This window comes from Amycolatopsis thailandensis (assembly GCF_002234405.1).
GTDB classification, from domain to species: Bacteria; Actinomycetota; Actinomycetes; order Mycobacteriales; family Pseudonocardiaceae; genus Amycolatopsis; species Amycolatopsis thailandensis.
In genome coordinates this window covers 25,528-32,432 of sequence record NZ_NMQT01000214.1, presented here as the reverse complement: position 1 = coordinate 32,432, position 6,905 = coordinate 25,528, and the positions used below count along the sequence as shown (strand labels likewise).

Here is a 6,905-nt window from a genome sequence, read left to right as displayed (position 1 = left end):
CGTGAGTGGCAAAGAGGGTTCTAACCCTCTTTGCCACTCACGACCCACCGGTACAACCGGACATATAGGCTTCAAGTGGACACTCTTCGGTGATCCGGGGTCCTTTGTGGACACCCCAGTTCAGGCTCTCAGGTCGTCTGCCCTGTCCGAAGGTCCCGTTCGAATCATCAAGAGCGGCATCGGCCTGCGTTCACGGACATGTCACCCGGCAGGACACGTCGCCCCGGGGAAGGCGGCCTTCACGTACGTTGGGAACCGTGACCGAGCCACGGAAACCGATCGTCGAAATGCCCCTGCGCGTGCGCTACCACGAATGCGACGGGCAGGGCATCGTCTTCAACGCGAACTATCTCGCCTACGTCGACATGGCCATGTTCGAAGTGGAGAAGACCCTCTTCGGCTCCCACGAAGAAGCACTGGCGCGCGGTGTCGACGTCGTCGTCGCCGAATCGAACCTCCGCTACCGCGCGCCCTGCCGCTACGACGACGAACTGGTCGTGGCCGTGTTCCTGAACCACCTCGGCACGACGTCGCTGATCATCGACTTCGAGATCACCCGCGGCGGAAACCTGTGCACGGAGGTGAACACCCGTTACGTCTTCGTCGATCCGGCCACCCTCAAGAAGGCGGCGCCACCCGCGGCCGTGCGCGAGGTGTACGCCGCCCTCCTGCCCGCTCAGGCGGACTGAACGCCGGGGCGCCGGTCTTCGACGACGTAGCTGGCCCGCGTGCTGATCGGCGCGCCGGGGGTGTTCACGAACGGCACCACCCGGAAGTCGCTCCGCCACCGCTGCCGGTTGACGTTGACCCGGACGTACCCACGCTGGTTGTTGAAGAACTTCATGTGCGGGTTGGCCTTCAGCAGGTTCTCCCCGGCGGGCGTCATGTCGGCGCCGTTGCCGCCGCTGGTGATCGACGTGCCGACGAACTCGCTCGCCACGGTGGGCGAACCCGGGTCGCCGAAGTTCTTCTTGAGATCCCAGGCGTAGTTCTGGTGCCTGTCGCCGGTGATGACCACCAGGTTCCGCACACCCCGGTCCTGCGCCGCGGCGAGCACGCGGTCGCGGTCGGCGACGTAGCCGTCCCACGGGTCGAGGTAGACGTTGGTCGCCTCGCCCGCGTCGGTGTCGGTCTGGCCCATGGGCGCCTGGTTGCCCAGGATCTGCCACCGTGCGTGGGACCGGGAGAAGCCGTCGAGCAGCCACCTGCGCTGTTCCGACCCGAGCAGCGTGCGGTCCTCGTCGAACCGCTCGGCGCAATTCGCCGACTGACCGTCGCCGCACGGCTGGTCGTCGCGGTACTGGCGGGTGTCGAGCATGGTGAAGTCGGCCAGCGTGCCGTAGCTCAGGCGCCGGTGCAGACGCGCGTCCGGCCCCTTCGGCAGCTGCGCGATGCGGTACGGCAGGTGCTCGTACATCGCCTGGAAGGCCTGGGCGCGCCGCTGGCGGAACACCACCGGGTCCTGGTCGGGCTCGTTGTCGGCCTGGGAGTGGTCGCCCGCCCAGTTGTTCTCCACCTCGTGGTCGTCGTTGACGTGGATCCACGGGAAGGCGGCGTGCGCGGCCATGAGCGGCGCTTCGGACTTGTAGAGCGCGTACTGGAGCCGGTAGCGGGCCAAGTCGAAGGTCTCGCCCTTGAACTGCGGGCCCACCGGCGTGCCGCGGCCCACCCCCGTGACACCGCTTTCGTAGAGGTAGTCGCCCAGGTGCACGACCAGGTCGAGGTCCTCGGCCGCCATGTGGTCGTACGCGGTGAAGTGCCCCGCCTCCCAGTTCTGGCAGGACGCGAACGCGAAGTTCAGCTCACGCGGCGAAGACCACGCGACGGGCGCCGTCCGGGTGCGGCCGACCGGCGAGATCACCCCGCCGGTGCGGAAGCGGTAGAAGTACTCGTGATCCGGCGCGAGCCCGTGGATTTCGGGGTGCACGGAGTGGCCGAGTTCGGGTGTGGCGACCACGGAGCCGCGGCGGATCACCGCGCGGAAGCGTTCGTCGAGCGAGACTTCGTACTCGACGCGGACCGGGGTCCGCGGCATCCCGCCGAAGCCGTCGGCCTCGTAGGGCTTCGGCGCGAGCCTGGTCCAGAGCACGACGCCGCCGGGCAGCGGGTCACCCGAAGCGACGCCGAGGGTGAACGGGTTTCCGGTGCCGTTGGCGAGCGGCAGAGCACCGGCGGCGTTCCAGGCACCGGTCCCCAGCAGGACGGCGGCCGCGCCGGCGGAGCCGTATCCGAGGAAGCGGCGCCGCGACAGGGGGTGAGGGAGCGAAGGCATGAAGCCCTCCTGTGGTGGGATGGTCACGGGCGGGCCTCATGCTTGTCCGGCTTGATGGCCACCCGGCCGCGCTCAGGCGAACCGTCCGTGAACGAAAGACGATCAACCCTCGTGTTCCGCATCCTGTTCTACCGCCCCGAAATCCCGCCCAACACGGGTAACGCGATCCGCTTGACCGCGAACACCGGCTGTGAGCTCCACCTGGTGGAACCGCTCGGTTTCACCCTGGAGGACAAGCAGCTGCGGCGCGCCGGGCTCGACTACCACGACCTCGCGCGCGTCCACATCCACGCGGATCTCGACGCGGCGTGGGCGGCCCTGCTACCCGCCCGGGTCTTCGCGTTCAGCGCTTCGGCGACGCGGCTGCACACCGACGTCGCCTACGAGCCGGGGGACGTGCTGATGTTCGGCCCGGAGTCGGCGGGGTTGCCCCTTGAGATCCAGGAGTCGCCGCAGGTGACCGATCGGGTCCGGCTGCCGATGCTGCCGTCGAGCCGGTCGCTGAACCTCTCGAACACCGCGGCGATCAGCGTCTATGAAGCTTGGCGGCAGAACGGCTTCGCGACTCCGTGATCCTTTGTGGATAGACAGTTCCCTTATCCACAAAGGACTTCTGAGACCGCTGACGAAGTGCGGGCGGACGAGTGTGCCCGCGTCCGATCAGCGGTTCCCGCCACGGCCCGGGTTTCGCCATACTCCGGTGATCGGCGCACTCGGGCGGCTCGGGAGGGGTTCACGTGGTGCGGGGAAAGTTCTTGTTGTGCAGATTCTTCTTGGTCCTCGCGCTCGGCGGCGCCCTCGTCGCGGTCGGCGCGCAGGAGGCGGCGGGTGCCTCGGTGCCGGTCGTCGATCTCGGCGCGTTCCCCGTCGACAGCGACAGCCGCGTCGCCGGGATCAACGACACCGGCACCATGGCCGGCGTCCACAGCACCGCCGCCGGCGGGTCGATCGCCACCCGCTGGAACGCCGACGGCGCGGTGGTCCCGCTCGCGGTGCCGAGCACATACCGCATGACGGAAGCGCGGGCGATCAACGCGAAGGGGTTCATCGCCGGTTCGGCCTACGACGACCTGTCCATCCGGCGGCCCGTGCTCTGGCGTCCGGACGGTTCGTTCACCGAGTTGAGCTCGCCCGACCGCTACGGGCACTCCGAGGCCACCGCGGTCAACACCGCCGGAGCCGTGGCCGGCACGGTCACGATCGGCAGCCCGCCGGTCGAACGCGCGGCGCGATGGGACGCGAAAGGCGTCATGACGTTGCTTCCCCTGGCATCGGGCGACTCACGGTCGGCGGCCACGGCGATGAACGACGCGGGCGTGATCGTCGGGACTTCCGGGACCCAGGCCGTGCGCTGGAAGCCCGACGGCACCGTCGTCAAGCTGGCCCTGCTTCCCGGTGACGACCGCGGCTCGGCGGAAGGCATCAACAGCGCCGGAGTCGTCGTCGGAAGCTCCGGTGCCCACCCCGTGCGCTGGGCCGCGAACGGCACCGCCACGCCCCTGCCCTACCTCTACCCCGAGCATCCAGGGGGCAGCGCCGAGGCGATCAACGACTCCGGCGTCGTCACCGGTCGTTCCAGCATCGGAAGCGGCCACCACACCGCCGTGGTGTGGGACGACCGAGGCACCGTCACCGGCCTCGGCACCCTGCCGGGACACGACCAGAGCGCGGGTGCGGCGATCAACGCCCGCGGCGTCGTGGCGGGCGAATCCGAACAGACCGCCACGCGTGGGCGGCACGCCGCGCGGTGGACTGCACCGGGCAAGGCCGTCGATCTGAGCCGGTCGTTCCCCGGGGGCGACCGCGCGGAGGCTTCCGCGATCAACGTCCACGGCCAGGCCATCGGCCAGTCCCTTCCCCCGGACGGCGGGATGCGCGCCGTCACCTGGACACCGGGCGGAGTCCTCACCGACCTCTCCCCCGACTCGAACACCCCGGAGGCCAACGCCGTCAACGCCCACGGCGTCATCGTGGGTACCGACAACAGGAAACTGAACAAGGACCGCGCGATCCGCTGGGAACCGGACGGGACCATGTCGGCTCTCAAGGAACCCGAGTACTACACGTACCGCTCACGCGCCTACGGGATCAACGACAGCGGGGTGATCGTCGGCAGCGCGAGTTCCCGGCGCGGCAGCCCGCACCCGACGCGGTGGGCCCCGGACGGAACGCCGAGTCTCCTGCCCGTCCTGCCCGGCCACGCCGGTGGCGCCGCGAAGGCGATCAACAACCGCGGGGTGATCATCGGAAGTTCCGGAATCCGCAACGAGACCAACGACCACGTGGTCCGCTGGGACCCGGACGGGACGGTGACCGAGCTGATGGGCTTGCCCGGCGAGAAGTACACCCACGCCGTCGCGCTCAACGATCGTGGCGACGTCGTCGGCTACTCCGGGGAATACCCCGTCCGGTGGAGTCCCGACGGCCGGATCACCAAGCTGCCCCTCCCCGAGGGCACCAGCCGCGGCCAGGCGAACGGGATCAGTGATACCGGGGTCGTGTCGGGCTGGTACGACTTCGGCGCGGCCGGAGATCCGGGGCAAGGGGTGCGCTGGGCCCCGGACGGGACGGTGACCGTGCTGCCGTCGCTGCCCGGCGGGCACGAGACCAAGGCCAACGGCATCAACGCCGTCGGTGACATCGTGGGCTCGTCCGACAACGGCGCGGGCCAGGTGCACGCGGTGCGCTGGCCCGCCACCTGGGACGCGGAGATCCGGCCGGCGGTCACCCGGTAGGCCGATCCCCGCGTCCGGTGTGGCTACGGCAGGCGCTGGCCCAGGAAGAGCGAAGCGGCGGCACCGATCATCAGCACCAGGGTCCCGATGATGACCCAGGGACGGCTCGCGTCGGCGTCCTTGAGCTCGTACCCGATCTGCTCGCCGAGGTCGTCGTACACGCGTTTCAGTTCGTCCGCGCTCGCCGCCTTGTAGAAGTCGCCCCCGGAAAGCCGGGCGATCTCCTCCAGCGATTCGTCGTCGACCTTCACGTCCTGGGGCTTGCCGTCGATGTCGACGGAGCCGTGCGTGGTCCCGAACGAGATCGACGAGATCGGCACCTGGGCCTGCTTCGCCGCCTGCGCGGCCGTGTAGCCGCCCCGGGGCGCGTACAGGTCGTCCGGGACGGTCTGCTTGCCGTCACTCATCAGCACGATCCGGGCGGGCGGCGGACCTTCCGCGCCACCGACGATGGCCGAGAAGCTCTCGATCGACTGCAACGCGGCGAAGATCCCTTCACCGGTGGCCGTCGACTGCGCCAGCTTCAGGTTGTCGATCGCCTTCACGACGCCGCCGCGATCGGTGGTCGGCGCGACCAGCACGGTCGCCGTCCCCGCGAACGAGATCAGCCCGAGGTTCACCCCAGGGGTCATGTTCTGCGCGAACGAGCGCGCCGACTCCTGAGCCGCCTTCAGCCGGGTCGGGGCGACGTCGGTCGCTTCCATCGACAGCGACGTGTCGATCACCAGCATCACGGTCGCCCGGTTGCGGGGCACCTTCTGCTCGGCCGTCGGCCCGGCGAGCGCGACGGTGAGCACCAGCAGCGAGAGCACGATCAGGATGGCGGGAACGTGCCGTACCCACCCCTGGCTCTTCGGCGCGACCTTCTCCAGCAGTTCCAGGTTGGCGAACCGCATGGTGCGCTTGCGCCGCGCGCGCTGGGAGAGCACGTAACCCACGATCACCGCGGCGACCGCCAGCAGCAGCAGGAACCACCACGGCGAGGCGAATCCGGTCAGGCTCACGCGACACCACCGGACCAGCGGCGCTTGCGGGCCACCACGAACCGGACCATGTCCGCGATCCAGTCGGAATCGGTGCGCAGCACCAGATGCGCGGCACCGGCACGGCGCAGCGCGGCCGCGACCTCTTGCCGGTGAGCGTGCGCCGCCGCGCCGAATTCCTTGCGCAGCAAGGCCGAAGCATGCACTTCGCGCTGTTTCCCTGTCTCCGGGTCGGCCAGCACGACGGTGCCCACGTCGGGCAGGTCGATGTCGCGCGGGTCGAGGACTTCGATGGCGATGAGGTCGTGGTGCCCGCCGAGCGCGCGCAACGGGCGCTGCCATTCGGTGTCACCGAGGAAGTCGGAGATGACGACGGCGAGCCCGCGACGACGGGGCGGACGGCGCAGTTTCTCCAGTGCCGCGGCGAGATCCCCGCGGACGCCTTCCTCGGCGCGCGGGGTCTCGGCGAGCTTGCGGACCAGCCCCCGCGCGTGCGGCAGCCCGCCGCGCGCCGGGATCCGCGTGATGCTGCCCGCCCCGTTGGAGACGAGCGCGCCGATCCGGTTGCCACCGCCGCCGGTCAGATGCGCGACCGCGGCCGTCGCGCAGACGACCAGGTCGCGCTTCTCGCACAACGCCGTGCCGAAGTCGAGGCTCGCGGACACGTCCGCCACCAGCCACGTCTCCAGCTCGCGGTCGGCGACGGTCTCCCGGATGTGCGGGCTCGTCGTCCGCGCGGTGACCGCCCAGTCCATCCGGCGGACGTCGTCACCGGGCTGGTACGGCCGGGCCTCCCCCGGTTCCGAACCGGGCCCCGGCACCAGGCCGAGGTGATTGCCCTGGAGCAGACCGTCGAGACGGCGGCGCACGTCGAGTTCGAGGGTGCGCAGGCCCGCCTCCATCCGCTCCCCGCGG

6 protein-coding genes are annotated in these 6,905 nt (G+C 70.1%); 3 read left to right on the top strand and 3 right to left on the bottom strand.

Going from position 1 to position 6,905, the window contains the following annotated elements; genetic code table 11:
• Positions 1-257 precede the first annotated feature (257 nt).
• Positions 258-689: an acyl-CoA thioesterase gene (locus CFP71_RS41445; protein ID WP_093939344.1), complete on the top strand. Its 432-nt coding sequence runs from the start codon at positions 258-260 to the stop codon at positions 687-689.
• Here CFP71_RS41445 and CFP71_RS41440 read toward each other — a convergent pair.
• Positions 677-2,272: an alkaline phosphatase D family protein gene (locus CFP71_RS41440; RefSeq protein WP_093939343.1), complete on the bottom strand. Its 1,596-nt coding sequence runs from the start codon at positions 2,270-2,272 to the stop codon at positions 677-679. The genes CFP71_RS41445 and CFP71_RS41440 overlap by 13 nt on opposite strands.
• A 111-nt stretch (positions 2,273-2,383) precedes the next feature.
• On the opposite strand from CFP71_RS41440, the gene CFP71_RS41435 reads away from it, so the two are divergent.
• Both CFP71_RS41435 and CFP71_RS41430 read left to right on the top strand, forming a co-directional pair.
• Positions 2,384-2,845: a tRNA (cytidine(34)-2'-O)-methyltransferase gene (locus CFP71_RS41435; RefSeq protein ID WP_093939342.1), complete on the top strand. Its 462-nt coding sequence runs from the start codon at positions 2,384-2,386 to the stop codon at positions 2,843-2,845.
• A gap of 167 nt (positions 2,846-3,012) precedes the next feature.
• Entirely contained in the window at positions 3,013-5,007 is a 1,995-nt protein-coding gene (locus tag CFP71_RS41430) for a hypothetical protein (RefSeq protein ID WP_244200029.1), read from the top strand.
• Positions 5,008-5,030: 23 nt separating this feature from the next.
• Here CFP71_RS41430 and CFP71_RS41425 read toward each other — a convergent pair whose 3' ends face one another.
• Both CFP71_RS41425 and CFP71_RS41420 read right to left on the bottom strand, forming a co-directional pair.
• A complete protein-coding gene (locus CFP71_RS41425) occupies positions 5,031-6,011 on the bottom strand; it encodes a VWA domain-containing protein (protein ID WP_093939340.1) in 981 nt (326 codons plus the stop codon).
• On the bottom strand, positions 6,008-6,892 hold the full coding sequence (locus CFP71_RS41420; RefSeq protein WP_221473007.1) for a DUF58 domain-containing protein: 885 nt from the start codon (positions 6,890-6,892) through the stop codon (positions 6,008-6,010). Before CFP71_RS41420 ends, CFP71_RS41425 begins: the two co-directional genes overlap by 4 nt.
• Between the last annotated feature and the right edge of the window lie 13 nt (positions 6,893-6,905).